The organism is Humitalea sp. 24SJ18S-53 (genome assembly GCF_050632385.1).
In the GTDB taxonomy this organism is placed as follows: domain Bacteria; phylum Pseudomonadota; class Alphaproteobacteria; order Acetobacterales; family Acetobacteraceae; genus Humitalea.
Window position 1 is genome coordinate 554946 of record NZ_CP192599.1, and the last position, 23964, is coordinate 578909.

The 23964-nt window shown below is 68.5% G+C and carries 23 protein-coding genes, 1 tRNA gene and 1 pseudogene; 21 read left to right on the top strand and 4 right to left on the bottom strand.

Going from position 1 to position 23964, the window contains the following annotated elements; translation table 11 throughout:
• Positions 1 to 3: 3 nt before the first annotated feature.
• Complete coding sequence (locus ACQW02_RS02620) at positions 4 to 744, bottom strand: RluA family pseudouridine synthase (RefSeq protein WP_431283727.1); 741 nt, start codon at positions 742 to 744, stop codon at positions 4 to 6.
• Between ACQW02_RS02620 and ACQW02_RS02625 the strand changes: the two genes are divergently transcribed.
• The 3 genes from ACQW02_RS02625 (at position 743) to ACQW02_RS02635 (ending at position 3831) form a co-directional block, all read left to right on the top strand.
• Positions 743 to 1669 carry a PfkB family carbohydrate kinase gene (locus tag ACQW02_RS02625; protein ID WP_431283728.1) on the top strand — a complete coding sequence of 309 codons (927 nt, stop codon included), beginning with the start codon at positions 743 to 745 and terminating at the stop codon, positions 1667 to 1669. The genes ACQW02_RS02620 and ACQW02_RS02625 overlap by 2 nt on opposite strands.
• 39 nt (positions 1670 to 1708) lie before the next feature.
• The gene (locus ACQW02_RS02630) at positions 1709 to 2968 is read left to right on the top strand and encodes an aspartate aminotransferase family protein (protein ID WP_431283729.1); all 1260 of its coding nucleotides are present in this window, start codon (positions 1709 to 1711) and stop codon (positions 2966 to 2968) included.
• 167 nt (positions 2969 to 3135) lie between these two features.
• Positions 3136 to 3831: a PEP-CTERM sorting domain-containing protein gene (locus ACQW02_RS02635; RefSeq protein WP_431283730.1), complete on the top strand. Its 696-nt coding sequence runs from the start codon at positions 3136 to 3138 to the stop codon at positions 3829 to 3831.
• Between the two features lie 19 nt (positions 3832 to 3850).
• On the opposite strand, the gene ACQW02_RS02640 is transcribed toward ACQW02_RS02635, so the two are convergent.
• The gene (locus ACQW02_RS02640; RefSeq protein ID WP_431283731.1) at positions 3851 to 4744 is read right to left on the bottom strand and encodes a branched-chain amino acid aminotransferase; all 894 of its coding nucleotides are present in this window, start codon (positions 4742 to 4744) and stop codon (positions 3851 to 3853) included.
• A gap of 80 nt (positions 4745 to 4824) precedes the next feature.
• Between ACQW02_RS02640 and ACQW02_RS02645 the strand changes: the two genes are divergently transcribed.
• The 13 genes and pseudogenes from ACQW02_RS02645 to ACQW02_RS02705 all read left to right on the top strand — a co-directional run bounded on the left by ACQW02_RS02645 (position 4825) and on the right by ACQW02_RS02705 (position 15321).
• Entirely contained in the window at positions 4825 to 5109 is a 285-nt protein-coding gene (locus ACQW02_RS02645; protein ID WP_431283732.1) for a UxaA family hydrolase, read from the top strand.
• 5 nt (positions 5110 to 5114) lie between these two features.
• The gene (locus ACQW02_RS02650; RefSeq protein WP_431285997.1) at positions 5115 to 6290 is read left to right on the top strand and encodes a UxaA family hydrolase; all 1176 of its coding nucleotides are present in this window, start codon (positions 5115 to 5117) and stop codon (positions 6288 to 6290) included.
• Entirely contained in the window at positions 6287 to 7171 is an 885-nt protein-coding gene (locus ACQW02_RS02655) for a hypothetical protein (RefSeq protein WP_431283733.1), read from the top strand. Before ACQW02_RS02650 ends, ACQW02_RS02655 begins: the two co-directional genes overlap by 4 nt.
• Before the next feature lie 19 nt (positions 7172 to 7190).
• Positions 7191 to 8240 carry an Ldh family oxidoreductase gene (locus ACQW02_RS02660; RefSeq protein WP_431283734.1) on the top strand — a complete coding sequence of 350 codons (1050 nt, stop codon included), beginning with the start codon at positions 7191 to 7193 and terminating at the stop codon, positions 8238 to 8240.
• Between the two features lie 162 nt (positions 8241 to 8402).
• The gene (gene ffh, locus ACQW02_RS02665; RefSeq protein WP_431283735.1) at positions 8403 to 9788 is read left to right on the top strand and encodes a signal recognition particle protein; all 1386 of its coding nucleotides are present in this window, start codon (positions 8403 to 8405) and stop codon (positions 9786 to 9788) included.
• Between the two features lie 20 nt (positions 9789 to 9808).
• Positions 9809 to 10141 (top strand): 30S ribosomal protein S16, encoded by a 333-nt coding sequence (gene rpsP / locus ACQW02_RS02670; protein ID WP_431283736.1) that lies wholly within the window; start codon positions 9809 to 9811, stop codon positions 10139 to 10141.
• 12 nt (positions 10142 to 10153) lie between these two features.
• Positions 10154 to 10636 (top strand): annotated as a pseudogene (gene rimM / locus ACQW02_RS02675) (ribosome maturation factor RimM); the annotation flags it as partial.
• A 121-nt stretch (positions 10637 to 10757) separates the two neighbouring features.
• Positions 10758 to 11480, top strand: a complete 723-nt coding sequence (gene trmD, locus ACQW02_RS02680) for a tRNA (guanosine(37)-N1)-methyltransferase TrmD (protein ID WP_431283737.1) — start codon at positions 10758 to 10760, stop codon at positions 11478 to 11480.
• Between the two features lie 26 nt (positions 11481 to 11506).
• Complete coding sequence (gene rplS / locus ACQW02_RS02685) at positions 11507 to 11908, top strand: 50S ribosomal protein L19 (RefSeq protein ID WP_431283738.1); 402 nt, start codon at positions 11507 to 11509, stop codon at positions 11906 to 11908.
• A gap of 119 nt (positions 11909 to 12027) precedes the next feature.
• On the top strand, positions 12028 to 13443 hold the full coding sequence (leuC, locus tag ACQW02_RS02690; protein ID WP_431283739.1) for a 3-isopropylmalate dehydratase large subunit: 1416 nt from the start codon (positions 12028 to 12030) through the stop codon (positions 13441 to 13443).
• Complete coding sequence (gene leuD, locus ACQW02_RS02695; RefSeq protein ID WP_431283740.1) at positions 13440 to 14075, top strand: 3-isopropylmalate dehydratase small subunit; 636 nt, start codon at positions 13440 to 13442, stop codon at positions 14073 to 14075. Before leuC ends, leuD begins: the two co-directional genes overlap by 4 nt.
• Entirely contained in the window at positions 14072 to 15184 is a 1113-nt protein-coding gene (leuB, locus tag ACQW02_RS02700) for a 3-isopropylmalate dehydrogenase (RefSeq protein ID WP_431283741.1), read from the top strand. Before leuD ends, leuB begins: the two co-directional genes overlap by 4 nt.
• Positions 15185 to 15244: 60 nt before the next feature.
• Positions 15245 to 15321 (top strand) — tRNA-Arg (locus ACQW02_RS02705).
• A gap of 11 nt (positions 15322 to 15332) precedes the next feature.
• On the opposite strand, the gene ACQW02_RS02710 is transcribed toward ACQW02_RS02705, so the two are convergent.
• Positions 15333 to 16319 (bottom strand): aldo/keto reductase, encoded by a 987-nt coding sequence (locus tag ACQW02_RS02710; RefSeq protein WP_431283742.1) that lies wholly within the window; start codon positions 16317 to 16319, stop codon positions 15333 to 15335.
• Between the two features lie 86 nt (positions 16320 to 16405).
• On the opposite strand from ACQW02_RS02710, the gene ACQW02_RS02715 reads away from it, so the two are divergent.
• From ACQW02_RS02715 to ACQW02_RS02735, 5 genes are all read left to right on the top strand, one after another.
• Positions 16406 to 17317: a LysR family transcriptional regulator gene (locus tag ACQW02_RS02715; RefSeq protein WP_431283743.1), complete on the top strand. Its 912-nt coding sequence runs from the start codon at positions 16406 to 16408 to the stop codon at positions 17315 to 17317.
• A gap of 294 nt (positions 17318 to 17611) precedes the next feature.
• Complete coding sequence (locus ACQW02_RS02720) at positions 17612 to 18793, top strand: IS481 family transposase (RefSeq protein ID WP_431282423.1); 1182 nt, start codon at positions 17612 to 17614, stop codon at positions 18791 to 18793.
• A gap of 62 nt (positions 18794 to 18855) precedes the next feature.
• Positions 18856 to 20175, top strand: coding sequence for a homogentisate 1,2-dioxygenase (gene hmgA / locus ACQW02_RS02725; protein WP_431283744.1), 1320 nt, complete (start codon positions 18856 to 18858; stop codon positions 20173 to 20175).
• Entirely contained in the window at positions 20172 to 21455 is a 1284-nt protein-coding gene (fahA, locus tag ACQW02_RS02730) for a fumarylacetoacetase (RefSeq protein ID WP_431283745.1), read from the top strand. Before hmgA ends, fahA begins: the two co-directional genes overlap by 4 nt.
• Positions 21456 to 21511: 56 nt before the next feature.
• Positions 21512 to 22600, top strand: a complete 1089-nt coding sequence (locus ACQW02_RS02735; protein ID WP_431283746.1) for a hypothetical protein — start codon at positions 21512 to 21514, stop codon at positions 22598 to 22600.
• Positions 22601 to 22653: 53 nt separating this feature from the next.
• On the opposite strand, the gene ACQW02_RS02740 is transcribed toward ACQW02_RS02735, so the two are convergent.
• Positions 22654 to 23835, bottom strand: a complete 1182-nt coding sequence (locus tag ACQW02_RS02740; protein WP_431282423.1) for an IS481 family transposase — start codon at positions 23833 to 23835, stop codon at positions 22654 to 22656.
• Between the last annotated feature and the right edge of the window lie 129 nt (positions 23836 to 23964).

Consider the following 23964-nt stretch of genomic DNA (forward strand, 5'->3'; position numbering starts at 1 on the left):
GGCTCAGCGCGAAGGTGCCGATGCCGGTGGCGCGGCCGCTGGCCCGGGCGGCGCTGCCGCCGCTGGACTGAACCCGCAGGCCGCGAGCGCGTCGCGCATGTGCGGGGGCACGGGGGCGGTGACCTCCACCCGTCCGTCCGGCCAGTCGAAACCGATGGCCCGCGCCAGCAGATGCAGCCCCGGCCCGGCGCTGCCATAGACCGCGTCGCCCAGGATCGCCCCGCCCAGGGCCGCCGCCGCATGGACCCGCAACTGGTGCGTCCGCCCGGTTTTGGGCCGCAGTTCCAGCCAGCACAGGCCGCCCCCGCGCCCCAGCACGCGCCAGGCGGTCTGGGCCGGCAGCCCCGCGGGACCGGGCAGCATGCGCCAGCCCCGGGCCTTGCTGCTGACCTTGGCCAGCGGCAGGTCGACCACCCCGGCATCGCCCTTCGGCCCGCCCCGGGTCACCGCCCAATAGGTTTTTTGCACGCCGCTGCCCGCGAACAGCGTGCCCAGCGCCGCCAGCGCCGGTTTTGTCCGGCCCAGGACGAGGCAGCCGGCGGTATCCATGTCCAGCCGATGCGCCGGCTGCGGCGGGTGCCGCTTTCCCATCTGCAAGACGGGCCACCAGGATTCAAGGCTGGGTTTCTGGGCGCGCCCGCCATCGACCGGCAGGCCGAAAGGCTTGTCGATCACCATGACATCTGGCGCCAGCCACAGGATATGCTCGGCAAGCCAGCCCGGCACGGAGTCTTTGTCACGCATGGACAGCACCCCACCCCGCAAACCCGCAACCGTCATTTGCTGTGGTCAGGTCGTGTTGGACCATACCTTCCGCGTCGATGAAGTGCAGGCCCCTCCGTCGAAGACCACCGCCCGGGGCTACAACCTCGGCATCGGCGGCATGGGGGCGCATGCCGCCATCGCCGTGGTGCGCCTGGGCGGCCGCGCGCTGTTCTGGGGCCGCGTCGGCGATGACGAGGCCGGCGCTGCCCAGGCCGAGGCGCTGGACGCCGAGGGCGTGGACGTCACCCATCTGCGCCGCATCCCCGGTGCCCATAGCGCGCTGTCGGCGGTGATCGTGGACAAGATGGGCGAACGCGCCATCGTCACCTATCGCGGCGATGGCCTGTCGCCCGATCCATCCTGGCTGCCGCTGGACCTGCTGGCCGAAGCCGGCGCGGTGCTGACCGATCCGCGCTGGCCGGAGGGATCGCACGTCGTGCTGGACGCCGCCGCCGCGATCGGGTTGCCGACGGTGCTGGACGCCGAGAAGTCCGAGGCCCGCATCCTGCGCGACCTGGTGCCCCGCGTCGGCCACGCGATTTTCGCCGCGACCGGGCTTTCGGTCTTTGGCGGTGGCGCGCCGCCCAGGGAATCGCTGCGCCGCGCCCTGGCCTCCGGTCCGCTGAAGATGGTCGCGGTCACGCGGGGGGAGGACAGCACCCTGTGGATGGTCCCCGGCGACGACAAACCGCGCGAGATGCCGGCCTTTCCGGTGCAGGCGACCAATACGACCGGCGCGGGCGACGTGTTCCACGGCGCCTATGCGCTGGCGATGGCCGAGGGGCAGGGGATCGAGGCCGCCCTGCGCTTCGCCTCGGCCGCCGGCGCGCTGCGCGCGCGCGATGGCGCGACCCCCGATCGCGCGATGGTGGAGGCGTTGATCGGCACGCTGATCGCCGCCTGACGGGTTGCGCCCCGGGGCTGCGCGTTTCAGGGTCGTCCCATGGATGATCTTCTGCATACTGCCCATCGCGTGCTCCCCGCCGGGCATTTCGGCAACCTGGCCAGTGACCTGGTCATCGTGGAGGGATCGGGCGCGCATGTCCGCGACAACACGGGGCGGGAGTACATCGACTTCCTGATCGGCTCCGGGCCGATGTTCGTGGGGCATGCGCATCCGGCGGTGACCGCGGCCGTGCAGGCCCAGATCCTGCGCGGCACCACCTTCTTCGCCAACAACCCGGCCGGGATCGAACTGGCCGCGGCCATCGTCGATGCGGTGCCCTGCGCGGACCAGGTGCGCTTCCTGTCGAGCGGCACCGAGGCCGACATGTATGCGATGCGCGTCGCCCGCGCCTTTCGCGGCCGCGAGAAGATTTTGAAGTTCGAGGGCGGCTACCACGGCATGTCCGACCACGGGATGATGAGCACCTACCCCAGGCGCTCGCCCAACTTCCCCCAGGCCGTCTCCGATTCGCCGGGCATTCCCGCGCATATCGCCGATGACATCCTGGTCGCGCCGTTCAACGACATCGCCGCCGCCATGGCGCTGATCGAGGCGCATCACGACGAGTTGGGCGGCGTCATCGTCGAACCGCTGCAGCGCCTGATCCCGCCCAAGCCGGGTTTCCTGGCGGCGCTGCGGGAGGTGACCACGCGCTTCGGCATCCCGCTGATTTTCGATGAGATCGTGACCGGCTTCCGCTTCGCCTATGGCGGCGCGCAGGAATTGTATGGCGTGACGCCCGACCTCTGCACGCTCGGAAAAATCGTGGGCGGCGGCTTTCCGTTGGCGGCGATCGCCGGGCGCGCCGACATCATGGCGCATTTCGACCGCGCCAAGGTGGGCGACGCCGGCTTCCTGATGCAGATCGGCACCATGTCGGGCAATCCGGTCGCCGCCGTCGCGGGGCTGGCGACCCTGGAACTGCTGCGCGAACCCGGTGTCTATGAAGACGTCTTCGCCCGTGGCCGCGCCATGATGGCGGGGCTGGCCGAGCGCATCGCCACGGCCGGCATCGCCGCCCAGGTGGTGGGCGAACCCGTGCTGTTCGACGTGGTCTTCACCGATGGCGAGATCGCCAACTACCGCGACACGCTGCGCAACGACACGGCGATGCAGGCGCATGTGAACCGGCATCTGCGGGAGGCCGGGATCCTGAAGGGCGACAGCAAGTACTACATGTCCCTGGCCCATACCGACGACGACGTGGTGCGGACGCTGGAGGCGTTTTCCGGGGCGCTGCGCAGCCTGCCCGCCTGACCCGTTTATCCCGGCGGCGGCTGTCGGGAAATTTTACGAATCGTCCGTTACCAAAACTGGAAGCCACACAAGTGATTGTCTCATAAGAGAAAGTTTGCGTGGCATGGGGTTTGCGAAGTCTGGTCAGGAGGCGTCGTTTGTCGTCGCTTCGGACAACGGAGTTCACAATGACCATCACCTCATGGAAGAGCATTGCTCTCGGCGCGCTTCTCGGCGCCGTCGCGCTCGGCAGCGTTGCCGAAGCCGGGCCGAGCTACGACGTCAGCGTCTATGCCTATAACCAGCCAGGCACCGCACTCGGCTCCACCCTGCCTCCACCGGCCGGGGCGCTGATGACGGCGACCTTCACCTACAATGGTGAACTGAACTTCGTGAACAACGCGGCGCAGAACACGCTCCCGACCGGCGACCTGAACTCCGCCTTCTTCGGGGCCAATGCCGCGGGGATCTCGGGTTACTCCGGCAGTGGTTCGTCCTTCTTCGGCAACTACAGCACGCTGGCGAACTTCCTGGCCTCCAGCGGCAGCGCCGCCGGCTACGACTATGCGACGCTGTTCGTGTTCCGGGCCAACCCGATCGACACGGCCGGCATGAACCTCGTCATCACCCATGACGATGGGTCGGGCGTCTATGTGAACGGCGCGTTGCAGCCGGGCACCGTGACCGGCCCGACCAGCCAGGTGACGAATTTCGTGAGCCTGGGCGCGGGCAGCGACCTGCAGATCGTCTATGCGCGCGAGAACGGGACGCCGTCCGTGTTGCAGGTGTCGGTGCCGGAACCGATGTCGCTGGCGCTGTTCGGCACCGGCCTGGTCGGGCTGGGCCTGCTGCGCGGCCGTCGCCGCGCGCAGCCGGCGGCCTGATCAATCCGCGGGTGCTGCCTCAATCGACCCGGGGCAGCATCCGCGCGGTTTCGCAGAATTCCATATAGAGACGCCGTGCCTCGGCCGCGACCGGGCCGGCGTTGAGGTTTCGGGTGCCATAGCGCGTGCAGGGCTGCACCTTGCCGTAGTTGCCGGTCGAAAAGATCTCGTCGGCGCTGTCGAGGTCGACGCTGTCCATCGCGACCTCCCGCACCTCCACCCCCGCGCCGCGCAGCAGGGCGATGACCCGCTGGCGCGTGATGCCGTTGAGGAAGCTGCCGTTGTGCGCCGGGGTGAAGACCACGCCATCCTTCACCGCCATCAGGTTGGCCGAGGCGAATTCCGCGATCCTGCCATCCGCATCGCAGACCACCGCATTGTCGAAGCCGCGTTCAAAGGCCCAGACCGTGGCACGTGCGCTGTTCGGATAGAGGCAGGAGGCCTTGGCATCGGTCGGCGCCTGGTCGGGCGCGGGGCGGCGGAAGGGCGCCAGGGTGGCGGAAAACCCGGCCGCCCCAGGCAATGGGCTGTCATAGATCGCGAGCGTAAAAACCGTCGTCGCCGGGTCCGGCCGCAAGGGCGGCATGCCGCCACGCGCAAAAAACATCGGGCGGATATAGAGCACCGCCTCCGGCCCCATGCGGCGCACGCCCTCCCGGCACAGGGCCTCGATCTCGGGGGCCGCCAGGGTGGGTTTCATCAGCATCGCCTCGGCCGAACGCACCACGCGGGCGCAATGCAGGTCCAGGTCCGGCACGGTGCCACGGATCGCGCGACCACCGTCGAAGACGACGGAACCGAGCCAGAAGGCGTGGTCCATGGGGCCGGTGAGCTTCTGCTCCTCGGTCGTCCAGACCCCGTCGTTCCAGAAGACGCCCGCCATCGAAGCCACCCGATCATTGCCGGACGCCATGTTCCGCCCAGGTCCCCGCGTTGACCACCCCCCCGGCCGAAGCCTAGCGTCCGCTCAACCAAAAACAGGGGGCAACGCCGATGACGGTGCATTTTATCGTGCATGACGAGGGTGACAGCGTGGGTGTCGTGGTGGTCGAGGGGCTGAAATCCGGCAGCCGAATCAACGGCTGGATCATGGACCAGGACCGCATCATCGAATTCGACGCCGCCAATGACATCCCCATCGGCCACAAACTCGCGGTCAAGCCGATCGCCAAGGGCGACACCATCATCAAATACGGCACCGACATCGGCCGCGCCGTTGCCGACATCGCCCCCGGGCAACACGCCCACGTCCACAACATCAAGACGAAGCGGTGGTGAGCAAGATGGGCATCGATCTGAAAGCCGCCTCCTTCGAGGGGTATCGGCGTGAGAATGGCCGCATGGGCGTGCGCAACCACGTCATCATCCTGCCGGTGGACGACCTGTCCAACGCCGCGGCCGAGGCCGTGGCGCATAACATCAAGGGGTCCATGGCGATCCCGCATGCCTATGGCCGGCTGCAGTTCGGCGCCGACCTGGACCTGCACTTCCTGACCCTGATCGGCACCGGAACCAACCCGAATGTCGCGGGCGTGGTGGTGATCGGGATCGAACCCGGATGGACCGGCAAGATCGTCGAAGGCATCGCCCTGTCCGGGCGCCCGGTCGAAGGTTTTGCTATCGAGCAGAATGGCGACACCAATACCATCGCTGCGGCCTCCCGCGCCGCATACCGTCTGGTGAAGCACGCCAGTCGCCAGAAGCGTGTGCGCGCGCCGATGAATGAATTGTGGGTTTCCACCAAATGCGGTGAGAGCGACACGACCAGCGGCCTCGCATCCTGCCCCACGGTGGGCAATGCGTTTGACAAGCTCTGGGCGAACGGCAACACGCTGGTCTTTGGTGAAACCAGCGAGATCACCGGCGGCGAACACCTCGTCGCCGCGCGCTGCAAGACGCCGGAGATCAGGCAAGAATTCATGGCGATGTTCGACCGCTACCAGCGGGTGATCGAGGCGAACAAAACCAACGACCTGTCGGACAGCCAGCCGACCAAGGGCAATATCGAAGGCGGGCTGACGACGATCGAGGAAAAGGCGCTGGGCAACATCACCAAGATCGGCAAGCACTGCACCGTCGATGGCGTAATCGACAAGGCGGTGACGCCGACGCATGCCGGGCTGTGGTTCATGGACAGCAGTTCGGCGGCGGCGGAGATGGTGACGCTCTGCGCGGCATCGGGGTTCGCCGTGCATACCTTCCCGACCGGGCAGGGCAATGTGATCGGCAACCCGATCCTGCCGGTGATCAAGATCACCGCGAACCCGCGCACGCAGCGCACCATGTCCGAACACATCGACGTGGACGTGACGGCGCTGCTGCAACGGCAGATGAACATGGACCAGGCGGGGGAGGCGTTGCTGGACTGCATCCAGCGCACCGCCGATGGCGAACTGACGGCGGCCGAATTGTTGGGCCATCGCGAATTCAGCCTGACCCGTCTGTACGAGAGCGCATGATCGCGACGGCGCCGGCCGGCTATGCAGCCGGCGCCCCCTTGCCCTGGTGGGTGAAGGTGGCGGTGAAACTGGCGACCGCCGCCGTGCATCTGCCGCGCGACGGGCTTCGCCGGCTGGGGCTGAACCGCCACACCTTTATCGCCGACGACCCCGACCGGCTGGTTGATGAACCCGCACGCCATGTCGCGCGGTTCCGCGCACTGACCGGGCGCGCGCCGCGATCGGTGCTGGAAATCGGGCCAGGCCGGATGGTGGCGCGCGCCGCCGCCTATGCCGCGCTGGGCTGCGAACAAATCTGGTTCGCGGATGTGGAGGATGATGCCCCCACGGATGTCGCTGCCTATCAGCGCGTCGCCGCCCTGGCCGCCGAACGCGGCCTGCCGGCGCCGGACCTGTCGGGCGCGGGAACCCGCGATGCCGCGCTGGCCGCCTGTGGCGCGCGGCTACTGATCGGGCCGGATGCGCTGGCCGCGATCCCGGATGGCGCCGTCGACCTGGTGATTTCCGATGTGGTGCTGGAACACGTTCGCCGCGACGCGCTGCCGGGGCTGCTGGCCGCGCTGGCGCGGGTCTCGGCGCCGGGCGGGTTGGGGCGGCATGCGATCGACTTCCACGACCATGTCGGCGGCGCCTTGAACACGTTGCGCTTTTCGCCCGGCTTCTGGGAAAGCGCCTGGGTCGGGCGCAGCGGATTGTATGTGAACCGGATGGGGTTGGGGGCGATGGTCGCGGCGTTCCAGGCTGCGGGGTTTGCGGCCGAGGTCACGGAGCGCCTGGTCTGGCCGGGCGCACCACCGGGGGCGGCAAAAATCCATGCCAGCCTGCACGCGACCCCGGCGGAGGATCGGGTGGCCTTTGCCCGGGTGGAGACGCGGCGCTGATCACACGGCATCCTTCCCCATGCGCGACGCTGCCGCGCAAAACGGCTATCCGATTGGCATGATCCTCTCCACCACCGACGCCCTGACCCTGGCCACCGCCGCCCTGCGCGCCGCCGGCGCTGCCCCCGCCATGGCCGAGGCCACGGCCGCCGCCCTGGTCGCGGCCGAGGCGATGGGGCAGGGCGGGCACGGCCTGTCCCGCCTGGCGATGTACTGCGCTTTCTTGCGCAACGGCCGGGCCGATGGCGCGGCACTCCCCGCCGTCGTGGCCGAACGCGGCGGCGCGGTGCTGATTTCCGCCAACCACGGCCTCGCCTACCCGGCCCTGCTGCTGGCCGAGTCAGAAATTTTGACACGCACAAAAACCCACGGCATCGCCTGTGCCGGGATCACCGACAGCCATCACAGTGGCGCGATGGGCCTGCCGGTGGCGCGGTTGGCGGGGGCGGGGCTGGTCGCCTTGGCCTTTACCAATTCGCCCGCCGCCATGCCGGTGCCGGGGGGCAAGCGCCCGCTGCTGGGCACCAACCCGATCGCCGCGGCCTTCCCCCGGCGCGGCGCGGCGCCGCTGGTGATCGACCTGGCCCTGTCGGCGGTGGCGCGCGGGCGGGTGATGAAGGCGGCGCAGGATGATGTGCCGATCCCGCCGGGCTGGGCGCTGGATGCCGAGGGCGTGCCCACCACCAATGCCAAGGCGGCACTGGGCGGCGCCATGCTGGCGATGGGCGGGGAAAAGGGCGCGGCGCTGGCGCTGGTGGTGGAACTGCTCTGCGTCGCACTGACCGGGGCGGCCTTTGGCTTCGAGGCCGACAGTTTCTTCAGCGACGAGGGCAACCAGCCGCGCCTCGGCCATTTCCTGCTGGCGGTCGATCCAGGGGCGATGGCGGGGCAGGCGGTGTTCCTGGACCGAATCGAGGCCCTGGTCGGCACCGCGACGGCCGAACCCGGCGTGCGGCTGCCGGGTGAGCGGCGGCAGGGGCTGGTTGCCAAGGCCGCGGCCGAGGGGCTGGTGCTGACCGAGGCCGGGCTGGCATCGCTACGGCGGCTGGCCGGCCCCGGTTTCGGTTGACTCGCAGCCCCGCCCGCCGCATACGCCCCCGATCACGGGACCGCCCTGGCCCCTCACGTCCCCCGCCCGGCGGGTGACGACGCCGCTCCGCGAAGGCTCGCGCAGCGGCGCGATTGCGTTTGGGCGGTCTGGACCACGTCTGGTTAAGGATCGACCGCCCCCATGTTCGAGGCCCTCTCGAACCGTCTGACAAGCGTCTTCGACACGCTCCGCCGCCGCGGCGCGCTGCGTGAGGAAGATGTGGCCGAGGCCCTGCGCGAAGTTCGCGTGGCGTTGCTGGAGGCCGATGTCGCGCTGTCGGTGGTCAAGGACCTGACGACCAAGGTGCGCGAACGCGCCGTGGGCCAGGAAGTCATCCGTTCGGTCCAGCCGGCCCAGCAGGTCATCAAGATCGTCAACGACGTGCTGGTGGAGGCACTGGGCGGTGGCCCGGATGCGCCGACCGCGCGTGGCATCGACCTCAACGCCGCCGCCCCCGTCGTGATCCTGATGGTCGGGTTGCAGGGCTCGGGCAAGACCACGACCACCGGCAAGCTGGCGCTGCGCCTGCAGGACAAGCAGCGCAAGAAGGTGCTGGTCGCGTCCCTCGACACGCAGCGCCCGGCCGCCCAGCGGCAATTGGCGATCCTGGCCGAACAGGCCGGCGTGATCAGCCTGCCGATCGTGCCGGGCGAGGGGCCGCTCGCCATCGCCGCGCGCGCGATGGAAGACGCCCGCCGCGGCTATTTCGACGTGCTGATCCTGGACACCGCCGGCCGCCTGTCGATCGACGATGCGCTGATGGAGGAAGTGGCCGCGGTGAAATCCGCGACCCGTCCGCATGAGACGTTGCTGGTCGTGGACGCCATGACCGGCCAGGATTCGGTGCAGACCGCCCGCGCCTTCAACGAACGCCTGTCGATCACCGGCATCGTCATGACCCGCGTCGATGGTGATGCGCGCGGCGGTGCCGCGCTGTCGATGCGCGCCGTCACCGGCGCGCCGATCAAGCTGTTGGGCGCGGGCGAAAAGCTCGACGCGCTGGAGGAATTCCACCCCGACCGCATCGCCTCCCGCATCCTCGGCATGGGCGACATCGTGTCGCTGGTCGAGCGTGCATCCGAGACCATCGACCAGGCGGAAGCCGAGAAGATGGCCGCCCGGATGCAGAAGGGCATCTTCACGCTGGACGACTACGCCAATCAGCTCAAGCAGATCGGCAAGATGGGCAGCCTGTCGGGCATCCTCGGGATGCTGCCGGGCGTCGGCAAGATCAAGCAGCAGCTTGAGGGCGCCAACCTGGACACCGCCATCCTGAAGCGTCAGGCCGCCATCATCGGCAGCATGACGAAGAAGGAAAAGAAGGTCCCCGACATCATCAAGGCATCGCGCAAGAAGCGCATCGCCGCGGGGTCGGGCACCAGCGTCCAGGAAGTGAACAAACTGCTGAAGCAGTATGACGAAATGTCCGCGATGATGAAGCGGATGAGCAAGCTTGGCCAGAAAGGCTTGATGCGCGGCGGACTCGCGGCCCTCATGCCCGGCCTTGGCAACAAACGACCCTACTGAAGACAGGAGACAGAGTTCTTATGGGCATCAAGATCCGCCTCGCGCGCGCCGGCGCCAAGCGTCGTCCGTATTACCACATCGTGGTGGCCGACAGCCGCAGCCCGCGCGACGGCCGCTTCATCGAGAAGATCGGTTCCTACGACCCCATGCTGCCGTCCGACCACGCCGACCGCATTCGCCTGCAGTCCGAGCGCGTGACGCATTGGCTGAGCGAGGGCGCCCTGGCGACCGACCGCGTGGCAAAGTTCCTGGGCCATGCCGGCCTGGCGCCGATGCCCGTCTTCGTCGAGCAGCCGAAGCAGTCGGCGCCGAAGAAGAAGGCGCAGGAACGCGCCGCCAAGGCCGCCGGCTAAGGTTCTGCCGCGATGCCGGAACCCCGCATCCTGGTTGGTGAGATTGGCCGCCCGCACGGTGTGCGGGGCCTGGTGAAGCTGCGTTCCTTCACCACGGAACCGGCCGATGTCGCCGCCTACGGCCCCCTGTCGGATGAGGCGGGGACCCGCGTCTTCGCCATCGGCTGGCTGGGCGGCGGGATCGCGCGCATCGAAGGCGTGACCGATCGCGACCAGGCGGCGAAGCTGACCGGCATGCGGCTCTATGTCGATCGCGACAAGCTGCCCGCCCCGGCGGAGGAGGAGTTCTACCTGGCCGACCTGGTCGGGCTGGACGCCTTCAGCGAGAACACGCCGCTCGGCCGCGTCATCGCGGTCGAGGATTTCGGTGCCGGCCCCTTCCTGACCATTCGCGACGCCAAGGGCGAGGAAAGCCTGCTGGCTTTCACCCGCAAGGTCGTCCCCGTGGTCGATGTGGCGGGCGGCCGGATCGAGGTCGTGCCGCCGGACGAGGTCATCATCCAGCCTGAAGCGGGTGGCGAGGAGTCTCCGTTGGGCCTGGCCGATGCCGAGCCGCTGCCGCGCCGGTCCCAGCACCGCCGCAACGGCGGCCAGCGGGAGGCCGCGGAGTAATCCCATGTGGCGCGCCTCCCTCATCACCCTGTTCCCGGCGATGTTCCCGGGCCCGCTTGGCCAGTCCCTGGCCGGCCGGGCGTTGGGCGAGGGTGTGTGGTCCTGCGACACGCTGGATTTGCGCGGTTTCGGCCTCGGCCGGCATGCGCAGGTCGATGACACGCCGTTCGGTGGTGGCGCCGGCATGGTGATGCGGCCCGACGTGATCGATGCGGCCTGTACCGCGGCCGATCCCGGCGGCCGGCCGTTGATCTACCTGACGCCCAGGGGGCAACCCTTGACCCAGGCGCTGGTGCGGGATCTCGCGGCGGGGCCGGGGGTGGTCGTGTTGTGCGGCCGGTATGAAGGCGTGGACCAGCGCGTGCTGGAAGCGCGCGGCATGCTGGAAATCTCGGTCGGCGACTACGTGCTCTCGGGCGGGGAACCGGCGGCGCTGGTGCTGCTCGATGCCTGCATCCGGCTTTTGCCGGGCGTCATGGGTGGGACCGACAGCGCGCGGGAGGAATCCTTCGCCGACGGGCTGCTGGAATACCCGCTCTATACCCGTCCGGCGGAATGGAACGGGCGGCCCGTGCCGCCGGTCCTGCTGTCGGGCAATCATGGGGATGTCGCCCGTTGGCGCGCGGAGCAAGCCGCCCGCGCCACCCGGGAACGCCGCCCCGATCTTTGGAAAATGCACGCCGGATCGGCCGGGGGCGCGCTTGCCCCCACCGCCCAGGCGCATTAGGAACCGGTTTCGAGAAGGACCATGTCATGAATCTTTTGCAAGCGTTTGATGCGGAGCAGGTCACCCGCCTGTCTGCGGCCCGCGCGATCCCCGAATTCGCCGCCGGCGATACGGTGCGCGTGATGGTGAAGGTCGTCGAAGGCGAGCGCACCCGCGTCCAGGCCTACGAAGGCGTGGTCATCGCGCGTTCGAACAAGGGGCTGCACAGCAACTTCACCGTTCGCAAGCTCAGCTACGGCGAAGGCGTGGAGCGCGTGTTCCCGCTCTACAGCCCGAACATCGCGGAAATCGCGGTGGTCCGTCGCGGCCGCGTGCGGCGTGCGAAGCTGTATTATCTGCGTGGCCGCACCGGCAAGTCGGCGCGTATCGCCGAGAAGGTCGTGGCCCGTCCCGCCAAGGGCACGGCAGCGGTCGCGACCGAAGCCTGAGAGTAGCACGCCCCCCAGCCGGGGGGCGTCGCACGGCACCGGGGCCGCCCGATCAGCAGCGCGCGGGCATCCGCCCGACCAGCACCGCACGGGCAGCCCCCCATCACCCGGGGAAAGCCATGGCCAACGCGCCGCGCACGCTGTTCGACAAAATCTGGGCCGCCCATGTGGTGGAAACGCTGCCGGACGGCACTTGCCTCCTCTACATCGACCGTCACCTCATCCATGAGGTGACGAGCCCGCAGGCCTTTGAAGGGCTGCGGGCCGCGGGCCGCCGCCTGCGCCGTCCCGATGCCACGATCGGCGTGGTGGACCACAACGTCCCGACCTCGGCCGACCGCCTGACCGCGATCAACGAGCCCGAGAGCGCGCTGCAGATCGCGACCTTGGAACACAACGTCGTTGAATTCGGCGTCCCCTACATCCCGCTGAACGACGTCCGCCAAGGCATCGTGCATGTGATCGGGCCGGAGCTTGGCCTGTCCCTGCCGGGCATGACCCTGGTCTGCGGCGACAGCCATACCTCGACCCATGGCGCCCTCGGCGCGCTCGCCTTCGGCATCGGCACGTCCGAGGTCGAGCACGTCATGGCGACCCAGACGCTGCTCCAGAAGCCGGCGAAGAACATGCGCGTCACGGTCGATGGCGTGCTGCCCCCCGGCTGCACCGCCAAGGACATCGTGCTCGCCATCATCGGCAAGATCGGCACCGCCGGCGGCACCGGGCATGTGATCGAATTCGCCGGTTCCGCGATCCGCGCGCTGGACATGGCCGGGCGCATGACCGTCTGCAACATGTCGATCGAAGGCGGCGCCCGTGCCGGCATGATCGCGCCGGACGAGACGACCTTCGCCTATGTCGCCGGCAAGCAGTTCGCGCCCAAGGGCGCCGAACTGGACAAGGCCATCGCCTATTGGAAGACGCTGCCGTCCGATGCCGGCGCGCATTTCGACACGGAAGTGGTCATCGACGCCGCGACCATCGCGCCCATGGTCACCTGGGGCACGAACCCGGAGGCGGTCCTGCCGATCACCGGCACCGTCCCCGACCCCGCCGCCGAACCCGACCTGGAACGCCGCGCCCAGATCCAGCGCATGCTGGACTACATGGCGCTGACCGCGGGCCAGAAGCTGGATGGCGTGCCGATCGACGTCGTCTTCATCGGCTCCTGCACAAATTCCCGGATCGAGGACATTCGCGCCGCGGCCGGGATCGCCAAGGGCCGCCATGTCGCCACGGGCGTCCGCGCCCTGGTGGTGCCGGGCTCGGGCCTGGTGAAGAAGCAGGCGGAGGAGGAGGGGCTGGACCGCATCCTGCTCGACGCCGGCTTCGAATGGCGGGAAGCGGGGTGCTCCATGTGCCTCGGCATGAACCCGGACAAGCTGACCCCCGGGCAGCGCAGCGCCAGCACCTCGAATCGCAATTTCGAGGGGCGGCAGGGCCCCGGCGGGCGCACCCATCTCGTGTCCCCCGCCATGGCCGCCGCCGCGGCGGTCACCGGCAAACTGACCGACGTGCGGGAGCTGATGGCATGACCCCCTTTACCAAGCTTACGGGGGTCGCCGCACCGCTGCCGCTGGCCAATGTCGATACCGACAAGATCATCCCGGCGCGGCACCTCAAGACCATCCAGCGCACCGGCCTCGGCAAGTTCCTGTTCGACACGCTGCGCTACAAGGAAGACGGATCGGAAAACCCCGATTTCGTGCTCAACCGCGAACCCTATCGGCACGCGGAAATCCTGATCGCCTATGAGAACTTCGGCTGCGGCTCGTCGCGCGAACATGCGCCCTGGGCCTTGCTGGATTTCGGCATCCGCTGCGTCATCGCGCCGGACTTCGCCGATATCTTCCACGGCAATTCCTTCAAGAACGGCATCCTGCCGATCAAGCTGCCGCGCGCCATCTGCGAACAGTTGATGGAAGATTCCCGCCTCGGCGCCAACGCCCGCGTCACCGTTGACCTGGAACGCCAGGTGGTGATCCGCCCGAATGGCGAAGAAATACCTTTCGAAGTCGATCCGTTGCGACGCAAAATGCTGTTGGAGGGGCTGGACGAGATCGGCCAGACCCTCGGCCACACGCGCGCCATCGACGCCTACGAAGCAACGCAACAACCCTGGCTGGCTGGCCCCGGCACCACCGCCCTGATGGAGCCCCGGCCATGACCGCCAACAAGCGCCTGCTCGTTCTTCCCGGTGACGGCATCGGTCCCGAAGTCATGCGCGAAGTCCGTCGCGTCATCGACTGGATGGACCATCGCCGCCACGTCTCCTTCGCGATCGACGAAGGCCTGGTCGGTGGCGCCGCGATCGACGCCTTGGGCAGCCCTTGCCCGGATGTCACGGTGGAAGCGGCGATGGCCAGCGATGCCGTGCTCTTCGGCAGCGTCGGTGGCCCGAAGTGGGACAGCCTGCCCTTCGACAAGCGACCGGAACTGGGCATCCTGCGGCTGCGCCAGGATCTTGGCCTCTTCGCCAACCTGCGCCCGGCCAAGGTGATGGATGCGCTGCTGGATGCCTCCAGCCTGAAGCCCGATCTGGTGCGCGGGCTCGACATCATGATCGTGCGCGAAAGCACGGGCGGCATCTATTTCGGTGAGCCGCGCGGGATCGAGATCATGGCCGATGGCAGCCGCCGCGGCATCGACACCGAAGTCTATACCGAACAGGAGATCGCCCGCGTCGCCCGCGTCGCTTTCGATCTGGCGCGCCGCCGCACCGGTAAGATGACCAGTGTCGAGAAGGCCAACGTCATGCAGTCCGGGCGCCTCTGGCGCGCGGTGGTGTCGGAGGTCGGTGCCGCCGAATATCCCGACGTCACGCTGTCGCACATGTACGCCGATAATTGCGCGATGCAGTTGGCCAGCCGGCCGAAGCAGTTCGACGTCGTCCTCGGCAGCAATCTGTTCGGCGATTTGTTGTCGGATCTCGCGGCCGCGCTGACGGGGTCGCTGGGCATGCTGCCCTCGGCCACCTTGGGCGCGCCTGACGCCTCCGGCCGTCGTAGGGCGCTGTATGAGCCGATCCATGGCTCGGCCCCCGACATCGCTGGCAAGGGCGTCGCAAACCCCTGCGCGCAGATGCTGTCCTTCGCGATGCTGCTGCGCCTGTCCTTCGGCATGGAGGAAGACGCGGCGCTGATCGAGAAGGCGGTGGAAAATGTGCTGGCCGGCGGCTTGCGCACGGCCGACATCATGCAGCCCGGCCGTGCCCGCGTGGGCACGACCGTGATGGGTGAGGCGGTGGTGCGCGAGCTGGATAAACTCGCCGCCTGATTTTGATGGCGCGGAGGGGTTGCGACAGAACCGCCTCTCCGCTAGATGCTGCCCCACTGCGCGCCCGTAGCTCAACTGGATAGAGCGCTAGACTACGGATCTGGAGGTTGGGAGTTCGAACCTTCCCGGGCGCGCCAGTCCCCTTTTTTTACACCCGCTCGCTGTCCAATGCCGCCATGGCATGGGCATCGTAGCGGGCGCCGGCCGCCGCACCCGGCGGCACCGCGGCATCGATCGCCGCCAAGTCCCCCGCATCCAATGTGACCGCCAGCGATCCCAGGGATTCCGCCAGGCGCACCCGCGTCCGCGCGCCGACCAGCGGCAGGATGTCCGGGCCGCGTGACGCCACCCAGGCAATCGCGATCTGCGCCACGGTGACGCCCTTGGTCGCCGCGATGCCGCGCAGGGCCTCCACCAGCTCCAGGTTGTGCGCCAGGTTCTCGCCCTGGAAGCGGGGGCTGATGGTGCGGAAATCGCGTTCACCGGCACGGGCGGCCGACCAGTGGCCGCTGATCAAGCCGCGCGACAGCACGCCATAGGCGGTCAGCCCGATGCCCAGCGCCCGCAGGGTCGGCAGGATCTCCGCCTCTACCCCGCGCGAGATCAGCGAATACTCGATCTGCAGGTCACTGATCGGGTGCACGCCATGGGCGCGGCGGATGGTGGCGGCCGACATCTCCGACAGGCCGATGTGGCGGACGTATCCGGCCTTCACCATCTCGGCCATGGCGCCGACCGTTTCCTCGATGGGCAGTTTCGGGTCGAGCCGGGCAGGGCGGTAGATGTCGATGTAGTCGGTGCGCAGGCGCTTCAGGCTCTGCGCCAGGGCGTTCTTCATGGCGGCGGGGCTGGTGTCGATGCCGATGAAGCCGCCGGCGGGGTCGCGCTGCGCGCCGAATTTCACGCTCAGCACGACCTGCGAGCGGTCGCGGCCCTCCAGGGCCTCGGCGATCAGCATTTCATTGTGGCCGCTGCCGTAGAAATCGCCGGTGTCGAGCAGGGTGATCCCCGCCTCCATCGCGGCATGGATGGTCGCGATGCTCTCCGCTCGGTCGGCCGGGCCGTAGAAATCCGACATGCCCATCGTGCCGAGGCCGAGGGCTGAAACACTGGGGCCGTGTGATCCGAGTTGCATGGTCTGTGTCCTGCTTGGTGGTGTAAGCGGAACCTAGTCCTGTGTATTATTCGGAATACCTGCATTGTTCCGGATGGGTCATCAGGATGAGCCGAACAGTCGACCTCAACGCCCTGCGGCTTTTCGCGACCATCGCGCGGCACCTGAATTTCCGCCGCGCCGCCCTGGCCCTCGGCATGTCACCGGCCGCCCTCAGCGAGCGGCTGCGCGAGCTGGAAACCCGCATGGGCGTGCGCCTGCTGAACCGCACTACCCGCAGCGTCGCCCTGACCGAGGCCGGGCGCAGCCTGCTGGAAACGTTGGACCCCGCCCTGGCCGCCATCTCCGCCGCCATCGACGCGGTTGGCGCGCAGGGCGCCAGCCTGACCGGCACGCTGCGCATCAATGCGCCCCTGCCGGCCATGGAGTTCCGCCTGGGGCCTCTGGCGATCGATTTCCTGGCCGAACACCCGGGGATGAAGATGGAACTGGTGGTCGATGCCAATTTCATCGACGTGGTCGCCGCCGGCTTCGACGCGGGCGTGCGGTATGAGGAAAGCTTGGCGCAGGACATGGTCGCCGTCTCCCTCGGCGCGCCGCAGCGGTTTCGCGTGGTCGGCGCCCCCGCCTATTTCGCCCGGGCAGGCCGGCCGGAACACCCGCGCGACCTGGCCCGGCACGCCTGCTTCGGGCAGCTTTTCCCCAGCGGCCAGCAGCCGAAATGGGTGTTCGAGAAGGATGGGCAGGCGATCGCCATCGTGCCGCGCGGCCCGCTCGCCAGCAGCGACGTCCGCCTGCAACTGCGCGCCGCCCGGCAGGGGCTGGGCCTGGCGGCGACGTTTGAGGAATGGTGCCAGCCGGACCTCGACGCCGGGCTGTTGGAATCTGTGCTGGACGACTGGAACCCGCCGTTTCCCGGCCCCTACCTCTACTACCCCGAACGGCGGCTGATGCCGGCGGGGCTGCGCGCCTTTGTCGATTTCATCCGGGCGCGCAATGTGGGGGAGGGGGTGCCTTGAAAGGGGCTTCGCCCCGCTCAAACTCACCCCACCAGGGGCAGCCGCCCCTGGACCGGCGGAATTGGTAGAATGAAGAGAGGGGCAGTCTCCGCCCTTCATCAACGGCGTGACTTCGACGCCCCTCTCTTCATTCTACCAAACATCGTGGGTTCCAAGGGGCCACGGCCCCTTGGTGGGGGAGGCGTGGAGGGGGTGTTCAGACCGGAGACATCCCTGACGCCTGTTCGGAGACATGCTTGACGCTTTTGGGCTTGGTTTCTCGGGAGAGGGACGATGCCCTGGAAGGCGTTATCTGTGATCGACACCCGTCGGGAGTTCGTCCGTCTGGCCAGCGTCGGCGATGTCAGCGTGGCGGCGTTATGCCGTCGCTTTGGCATCAGCCGGCAGAGCGGTTTCACCCTGTTGCGGCGTCACCGCGAGGTTGGCGATGCGGGCCTCGTGGAGCGCTCGCGCCGGCCGCACGACAGCCCCAGGCGGGTGGCGCCCGAGATCGAGGCGCAGCTGCTTGCCCTGCGCGCGGCGCACCCGCGCTGGGGCGGGCGCAAGCTGGCGCGGCGGCTGCGCGACCTGGGCGTGGAGGGGGTGCCGGCGCCATCGACGGTGACGCAGGTGCTGCGCCGTGCCGGCCAGATCGACCCGATCAAGGCCGAGCGGCATCGCGCCCTGACCCGCTTTGAACGCCCAGCCCCGAACGAGCTGTGGCAGATGGACTTCAAGGGCCACATCCCGGCCGGCAGCCGGCGCTGCCACCCGCTGACCGTGCTGGACGACCATTCGCGCTACGCCCTGGGCATCGCCGCCTGTGCTGGCGAGACGCTGATCGAGGTCCAGGGTCGGCTGACCGCGCTGTTCCGCCGCTATGGCCTGCCCGGCGCCATCCTGTGCGACAATGGCTCACCCTGGGGCGCCACGGGCCATACCGGCAGGCTGGCGGTGCAGCGCAGCGCCTTCGAGGTCTGGCTGATGCGGCTGGGCGTGGCGACCCTGCATGGGCGGCCGCGGCATCCGCAGACCCAAGGCAAGGACGAGCGGTTCCACCGCACGCTGGATGTGGAGGTGCTGCAGGGCCGGCGCTTCGCCGACCTGGACGACTGCCAGGCGGCGTTCAACGCCTGGCGGCCAGTCTACAACGAACAGCGCCCGCATGAGGCGCTGGGCATGGACGTGCCGGCGAGCCGCTACCGGCCCAGCAGCCAGGGCTTTCCCGAGGTGCTGCCGACGCCCGACTACTACCAGACCGACCTGGTGCGCCGGGTGCGGCCGAATGGCTGCTTCAAGCTGCATGGCAGGATGGTCGGGCTGTCGCAGGCCTTCGCCGGGCTGGACATCGCGCTGCGTGCGACGGGGCGGGATGGCGTGCTGAGCCTGCACTTCATGCGCTTCAGGCTGGGTGAGGTGGACATCACCGGGCCAGAAACGATAATCGGACCCGTCAGGGATGTCTCCGAACACCCGTCAAGCATCTCTCCGGTCTGAACAAGGGGGCAAAGCCCTCTCCACGGCGCCACCTGCTCAGCCGTCGAACGGAGGACATCGCCATGGACCAGGCCACCCGCCTCGGCACGCCCGCCTACATGACCGGCTTCGGCAATGCCTTTGAGACCGAGGCCCTGCCAGGCGCCCTCCCGATCGGGCGCAACAGCCCGCAGCGCTGCGCCTATGGGCTTTATGCCGAACAACTCTCCGGTTCGCCCTTCACCGCGCCGCGCGCGTCGAACGAACGCTCCTGGCTCTACCGCATCCGCCCGACCGTGCGGCATTGGGGGCGGTTCATGCGCAGCGACCCGGGCTTCTTCCGCAGCGCCCCCTGCGCCGAGGTGGAGATCCCCCCCGCGCCGATGCGCTGGGACCCCATCGCCATCCCCAACGCCACGCTGAATTTCATCCAGGGCATTCACACCGCCACCACGGCGGGCGATGTCACCGGCCAGAACGGCATGGCGGCGCACCTCTACTTCGTCACGCGCTCGATGACGGATGAGGTCTTCTACAACGCGGATGGCGAGATGCTGATCCTGCCGCAGCAGGGTGCCCTGCGCTTCCGCACCGAATTCGGCCTGATCGAGGCCGCACCCGGCCAGGTCGTCGTCATCCCGCGCGGCGTCAAGTTCGCCGTGGACCTGATGGACGGCCCGGCGCGCGGCTATATCTGCGAAAACTACGGTGGCGCCTTCACCCTGCCGGAACGCGGCCCGATCGGCGCCAATTGCCTGGCCAATCCGCGCGACTTCATGACCCCCGTGGCGCGGTATGAGGACCGCGACGCGCCCACTGCCATGACGGTCAAATGGGGCGGCACGCTCTGGACCACCGAGCTTGCGCATTCGCCGCTGGATGTCGTCGCCTGGCACGGCAATTACGCGCCCTATACCTACGACCTGCGGCGATTTTCCCCGGTGGGGCCGGTGCTGTTCGACCACGCCGATCCGTCGATCTTCACGACGCTGACAGCACCTTCGGAAACCCCGGGCACCGCCAACGTCGATTTCGTCATCTTCCCCGATCGCTGGTCGGTGACCGAGGACACCTTCCGCCCGCCCTGGTACCACATGAACGTGATGTCCGAGTTCATGGGCCTGCTCTACGGAATCTACGATGCCAAGCCCGAGGGCTTCCGCCCCGGCGGCTTCTCGCTGCACAATTGCATGCTGCCCCACGGCCCGGATGCGGAGGCGTTTGCCCAGGCCTCCAGCGTCGATCTCAAACCCCATCGGATGCGCGACACCATGGCCTTCATGTTCGAAACTCGCCTGCCGCAGAAGGTCACCGCCTGGGCGGCCGGGCATCCAGCGCTGCGGGCGGATTACCTCGATTGCTGGAACGGGCTGGACCGCCGTTTTGATCCGGCGCGGCCATGATGGTGGACGCGACGCACGACCCGGCCCTGCGCTCCTGGGTCGCCTCGGCCAATGGGCATGCGGATTTCCCGATCCAGAACCTGCCGCTCGGCGTGGTCGATCCAGCCGCCCCGCGCGGCGCGGTCGCCATCGGCGATATGGTGCTGGACCTGGCCGTTGCCGCGACGGTGCTGGACGGCGCCGCGCGCGACGCGGCCCTGGCCGGTGCCGGCGCCACGTTGAACCCGCTGCTGGCCCTGGGCACGGAAGCGCGGAAAGCGCTGCGCGCCGGGCTGTCGGCGGCGCTGGCCGATGGCAGCCCGCACCAGGCGGCCCTGGAACCGCATCTGCACAGCGCCGCCGCCGTGCTGCCCGCCCGCGTCGGCGACTACACGGATTTCTACGCCGGCATCCACCACGCGACCAACGTCGGCCGGCTGTTCCGCCCCGATGCGCCGCTGATGCCGAACTACAAATACGTGCCCATCGGCTACCACGGGCGGGCCTCCTCGCTGCTGCCCTCCGGCACCGCGATCCGGCGGCCGAATGGCCAGCGCAAGCCGGCGACCGAGACCGAACCATCGTTCGGCCCGTCGCGGAACCTGGACTATGAATTGGAACTCGGCGTCTGGATCGGGCCGGGCAATGATCTGGGCGAAGCCATCCCGATCGCGCAGGCCGCCGACCACATCGCCGGTTTCTGCCTGCTGAACGATTTTTCCGCCCGCGATATCCAGGGCTGGGAATACCAGCCGCTCGGCCCCTTCCTGGCCAAGAGTTTCGCCACCACCATCTCCCCCTGGATCGTGACGCCGGAAGCCCTCGCCCCGTTCCGCGCCCCGCAGGCGCCACGCCCCGCCGGCGATCCCGCGCCGATGGACTACCTGTGGGACGATTCCGACCAGGCCCAGGGCGCCCTGGCACTGACCCTGGAGGTCTTCCTCATGACCCCGGGCCTGGCCGCCAAGAACCTGGCGCCGCAGCGCCTGTCGCGCGGCACCGCGCGGGACCTGTATTGGACCGTCGCCCAACTCGTCGCCCATCACACCAGCGGCGGCTGCAACCTGGCGGCGGGCGACCTCTTCGGTTCCGGCACCATCTCCGGCCCAGACCCCGGCAGCCAGGGCAGCCTGCTGGAAATCACCCAGGGCGGCCGCCAGCCGCTGACCCTGGCCTCGGGCGAGAGCCGGCGCTTCCTGGAAGACGGCGACGAGGTGATCCTGGCGGCCCACGCCCACCGAGACGGCTTCGTCTCCATCGGCTTCGGACCCTGCCGCGCCGTGGTATTGCCGGCGCGTTAACTTTGTAACGGACTGGTGTGTTGCTTGTTACATCGCGGCACCCCTAGCCTCGTTGCATGTCCGATATCCGCGCCGCCTCCGTCCGCCTGTGCAGGGATTTCCTGCCCGAAACCACCAAGCGGGCGGATTACGTCCATTGGCGGCAGATCGGCTTCGACCACATCGCCAAGGACTACGGCCAAGGGGCGGGGACCACCTGCGGCTTCCTGCCGCATTTCCTGCTGTGGCGGCTGGGGTGCCGCGACAATACGCTGGTCAACCGTTCCGCCCCGAACGAAGGCCTGACCTACCGCATCGGCGAAAACCTCTCGATCTTCACCAAGGTGAAGCGACAATCCTGGGTGCGGCTGGAGTCCGAGGCCGATACCCGCGCCGTCGCCAATGGCAAGGGCCCCAAGCCGGGCGATGCCTGCATCATCCGCGGCGGCTACTGGAAAGACCCGAAGACCGGTGAGCGCAACCGCGACAGCGCGCATATCTTCGTGCTGCTCGAAGTGAAAAAAGCCGACGGCAAGAAAGTCGAATGGCTGGTCGCACAGACCGGCGTCAGCAACGACGCCATGCAGCAGGGCGGCCAGATCACCACCCTGACCGCCGAACTGAAGGACGGCGACACGCCCGAGGCGAACGGCACCCACAAAGGCCCCAATCTGATCTTCGTCGCCAATATCCTGAACGAGGAACCGAACTTCCCCCGCCGCCTGATCGGCTGGAACGACCTGGAACAAGTCGGCATGGGCGCGAAACCCAAGCCCGCCTTCACCGACCTGTTCCAGAAACGCCGCCTGGACGCCGCCGAGAACGGGCCGAACAAGATCATGGAATGGCTCGGCTGGTGGCACGTCGCCGATCCCGGGGGCTTCGTTCCGCTGGCGCCGCCCTTCATCCTGCTGGACCGCGGCCACGAAGCCTTCCGCCTGTCCAAGATCAACATCGGCCCGCATGTCTGCGACACCGCCGGCGTCTGGACCCGCACCGGCGCCACCCTGGCCATCCAATGGGACAACGGCACCAGCCAGTCCTGGACGATCAAACGGATGTTCTCGCCCAAAGTAAAAACCGAAGGCACCCCCCTGTCCGCCAATACCGGCACCCTGACCGCCCTGCCCAAGGCACCGGACGTGCTGCCGATGCGGTGGCGGTAGGGGGTGTAAGAATTGGGGGAAGTTGCGCCGTGGAGAGGGCTTCGCCCCCTTGTTCAGACCGGAGAGATGCTTGACGGGTGTTCGGAGACATCCCTGACGGGTCCGATTATCGTTTCTGGCCCGGTGATGTCCACCTCACCCAGCCTGAAGCGCATGAAGTGCAGGCTCAGCACGCCATCCCGCCCCGTCGCACGCAGCGCGATGTCCAGCCCGGCGAAGGCCTGCGACAGCCCGACCATCCTGCCATGCAGCTTGAAGCAGCCATTCGGCCGCACCCGGCGCACCAGGTCGGTCTGGTAGTAGTCGGGCGTCGGCAGCACCTCGGGAAAGCCCTGGCTGCTGGGCCGGTAGCGGCTCGCCGGCACGTCCATGCCCAGCGCCTCATGCGGGCGCTGTTCGTTGTAGACTGGCCGCCAGGCGTTGAACGCCGCCTGGCAGTCGTCCAGGTCGGCGAAGCGCCGGCCCTGCAGCACCTCCACATCCAGCGTGCGGTGGAACCGCTCGTCCTTGCCTTGGGTCTGCGGATGCCGCGGCCGCCCATGCAGGGTCGCCACGCCCAGCCGCATCAGCCAGACCTCGAAGGCGCTGCGCTGCACCGCCAGCCTGCCGGTATGGCCCGTGGCGCCCCAGGGTGAGCCATTGTCGCACAGGATGGCGCCGGGCAGGCCATAGCGGCGGAACAGCGCGGTCAGCCGACCCTGGACCTCGATCAGCGTCTCGCCAGCACAGGCGGCGATGCCCAGGGCGTAGCGCGAATGATCGTCCAGCACGGTCAGCGGGTGGCAGCGCCGGCTGCCGGCCGGGATGTGGCCCTTGAAGTCCATCTGCCACAGCTCGTTCGGGGCTGGGCGTTCAAAGCGGGTCAGGGCGCGATGCCGCTCGGCCTTGATCGGGTCGATCTGGCCGGCACGGCGCAGCACCTGCGTCACCGTCGATGGCGCCGGCACCCCCTCCACGCCCAGGTCGCGCAGCCGCCGCGCCAGCTTGCGCCCGCCCCAGCGCGGGTGCGCCGCGCGCAGGGCAAGCAGCTGCGCCTCGATCTCGGGCGCCACCCGCCTGGGGCTGTCGTGCGGCCGGCGCGAGCGCTCCACGAGGCCCGCATCGCCAACCTCGCGGTGACGCCGCAACAGGGTGAAACCGCTCTGCCGGCTGATGCCAAAGCGACGGCATAACGCCGCCACGCTGACATCGCCGACGCTGGCCAGACGGACGAACTCCCGACGGGTGTCGATCACAGATAACGCCTTCCAGGGCATCGTCCCTCTCCCGAGAAACCAAGCCCAAAAGCGTCAAGCATGTCTCCGAACAGGCGTCAGGGATGTCTCCGGTCTGAACACCCCCTCCACACCTCCCCCACCAAGGGG